Annotated in this window: 2 protein-coding genes; both read left to right on the forward strand. The window is 72.5% G+C overall.

Annotated elements, in window-relative coordinates; translation table 11 throughout:
• A partial coding sequence (locus tag ACZ3J7_RS40880; RefSeq protein ID WP_465628470.1) for a WD40 repeat domain-containing protein occupies window positions 1-3,114 on the forward strand: 3,114 nt, incomplete at its 5' end.
• Window positions 3,115-3,248: 134 nt separating this feature from the next.
• Window positions 3,249-3,519, forward strand: a 271-nt coding sequence (locus ACZ3J7_RS40885; RefSeq protein WP_465628472.1) for a hypothetical protein, incomplete at its 3' end; no start/stop codon positions are given.

Raw genomic sequence — 3,519 nt, forward strand, 5'->3', positions numbered from 1 at the left:
CCCCTGCTCATCGCCGACCAGATCCTGCGCCCCCTCGCGTCCCTCCCGGCCGTCCGCATGATCGTCGGCACCCGCCGCTCCACCCGCGAGGGCCCGGACCACCCCGCCCCCGCTGACACCGACCTTCTCGACGCCCTCAACCCGCGCACCATCGCCCCCGACAGCCAAGCGGTCCCCGGCCCGCGGTACGTGGAGGTGTCCCGGGACCCGGAAGCGATCGCCGGCTATCTGCGCGCCAAACTCCACGCCGCCAAGCACCAGGGGACCCTGGACGCCGACTACACCCTCATCGAGGAGACCGTCCGCCGCCTCGTCACCGACGACCAGGAGAGCGGCGTGGAGCCGCAGCAGTTCCTCTACGCCCGCCTCGCTGCCCACGAACTCCTCAACAATCCGGACCTCCTCACCGACCCGGGCCCTCTGGTCGGCCGCACCCACCGGGAGCTCTTCGACCGCGCCTTGGAGCGCCTGCGAGGCGTCAACCCCCACTACCTCCCGCTACTGCAAGCCCTCGGCCTCGCCCAGGGCCGCGGCCTGCCCGACCAGGACGGCGTCTGGGCGGCCGTGGCCGACGCCCTCACCACCAATCCCGGTCAGAGCAGGCAGAGCATCAAACGGCTGCTCCAGCATGCCGCCCCCTACCTCGCTCTCGACCACGAACACGGCCAGAGTGTCTACCGCCTCGCCCACCGCACCTTCACCGAGCACTTCACCACCCGCCCCGACATCGCTGGGGCCCATGCCCGTATCACCACGGCCCTCAGCGCCCACGCTCGAGAAACCCTCCAGCACCGGCACACACCCGGCAGCGCGTCCCGGCCCCCGGACGTCAGCCCCTACATCCGCCACCACCTCGCCACCCACGCCCGCCTCGGACACGCCGCCGGAGCCCTCACCATCCTGGACGCCCACCCCGACGTCCTCGACACCCTCGACCTCACCAGCATCACCACCAACGCCCTCCACCACGGCCTCGACCCAGGCGCGCTGCCGCCCGCGATCACCGGCACCGTCCTCCACCAACACCACGCCCACGACACCGCCAACAGCCGGGAGCCGGGCACTGCCGCCGCGTGGCGCCGCTGGTGGCGACGCCTCGGCACTACTTACCTCCAAGGCAACCCGCCCCCCGCCGAACCCCACCCCCACACCACCGGAGCCTGGCCGCCCACCCTCACCACCGGCGCCGTCCGGCCCCGCCAGCTCCACCTCCAACTCGCCGGCCACAACGACCGGGTGAACGCGGTGGCGGCGTTCACCGCGCCTGACGGCACCCCCCGGCTGGCCACCGGCAGCAGCGACGGGACGGTGCGGATCTGGAACCCCGCGACCGGCACTCAGGACGGCGAACCCTTCACCGGCCACGACGGCGGGGTGTGGGCGGTGGGGGTGTTCACCGCACCTGACGGCACCCCCCGGCTGGCCACCGGCGGCGACGATGGGACGGTGCGGATCTGGAACCCCGCGACCGGCACTCAGGACGGCGAACCCTTCACCGGCCACGACGGCGGGGTGTTGGCGGTGGGGGTGTTCACCGCACCTGACGGCACCCCCCGGCTGGCCACCGGCAGCGACGATCGGACGGTGCGGATCTGGAACCCCGCGACCGGCACCCAGGACGGCGAACCCCTCACCGGCCACGACGACTGGGTGCGGGCGGTAGCGGTGTTCACCGCACCCGACGGCACCCCCCGCCTCGCCACCGGCGGCGACGACGGGACGGTGCGGATCTGGAACCTTGCCACCCGCGCCCAGGAACGCGAGTTCCTCACCGGCCACGACGACTGGGTGCGGGTGGTGGCGATGTTCACCGCACCTGACGGCACCCCCCGCTTCGCCACCGGTGGCGACCGGACGGTGCGGATCTGGAACCCCGCCACCGGCTTCCAGGAGGGCGTTCCCTTCACCGGCCACTTTCGCGGGGTGCGGGCGGTGGGGGTGTTCACCGCACCTGACGGCACCCCCCGCCTGGCCTCGGGCGGCGACGATGGGACGGTGCGGATCTGGGACCCCGCCACCCGCGCTCAGGAGGGCGTTCCCTTCACCGGCCACAACGGCGGGGTGCGGGCGGTGGGGGTGTTCACCGCACCTGACGGCACTTCCCGCCTGGCCTCGGGCGGCGACGATGGGACGGTGCGGATCTGGAACCCCACCACCCGCGCCCAGGAACGCGAGTTCCTCACCGGCCACGACGACTGGGTGCGGGCGGTGGGGGTGTTCACCGCACCTGACGGCACTTCCCGCCTGGCCACTGGCGGCGACGACGGGACGGTGCGGATCTGGGACCCCGCCACCGGTACCCAGGAAGGCGACCCCCTCACCGGCCACGATGACTGGGTGTGGGCGGTGGGGGTGTTCACCGCGCCGGACGGTACCCCCCGACTTGCCACGGGCGGCGACGATGGGACGGTGCGGATCTGGAACCCCGCCACCCGCGCCCAGGAGGGCGTTCCCTTCACCGGTGACTTCCGCGGGGTGCGGGCGGTGGGGGTGTTCACCGCACCTGACGGCACCCCCCGACTTGCCACCGGCGGCGACGACGGGACGGTGCGGATCTGGGACCCCGCCACCGGCACCCAGGAAGGCCACCGCTTCACCGGCCACGACGGCCCGGTGCGGGCGGTGGCGGTGTTCACCGCACCCGACGGCAGCCCCCGCCTCGCCACTGGCGGCGACCGGACGGTGCGGATCTGGGACCCCGCCACCGGTACCCAGGAAGGCGACCCCCTCACCGGCCACGATGACTGGGTGTGGGCGGTGGGGGTGTTCACCGCGCCGGACGGTACCCCCCGACTTGCCACGGGCGGCGACGATGGGACGGTGCGGATCTGGAACCCCGCCACCGGCACCCAGGAAGGCGACCCCCTCACCGGCCACTTTCGCAGGGTGCGGGCGGTGGGGGTGTTCACCGCGTCCGACGGGACCCCCCGACTTGCCACCGGCGGCGACGACGGGACGGTGCGAATCTGGAGCCCCCGCACGCAAACAGCGCACGTACTTCCCATGGCTGACGGAGTCCACTCTCTGACAACAGCTCACGGCCTGCTCATCGCAGGCACCGACACGGGCTTCCTCGTGATCGACGTGTCGTCCGTGCCCACCGACGTGGTTTGATCGCCAGGGGTGTTCCTGACCTGGTGCTGACCTGCTGATCACGAGCGGGTCGGGTACAAGCCGGACCGGGGTGGTGGTTGCCGTTCGGTGAAGCCTGGAACGCGGGCGGGCGCGGGTGTCTATCGTCGTGCGCTATGGGCATTGTGGGGAGTGCGGCCGGCGCGGGTTCTCAGGCCGGGGTGTTTCCGGTGAACTTCACCGCCTACCGCCACCATGACAATCTCGACACCGAGGGCCACGTTAGGGAGATCGCCCGTCTGCTGGCTCCCTTCGGCCTCGACCTGAACACCTGGCCGGTCGAAGGCGAAGACCGAGACCGGCAGGCTGTCGAAGACCGGCTCGGCGCATGGGCCGACGCGGACTACGAGTCCGGCCGCGGGAACTCGGTGCTGTACTGGGTCGGCC

This window comes from Kitasatospora sp. NPDC015121, assembly GCF_055562955.1.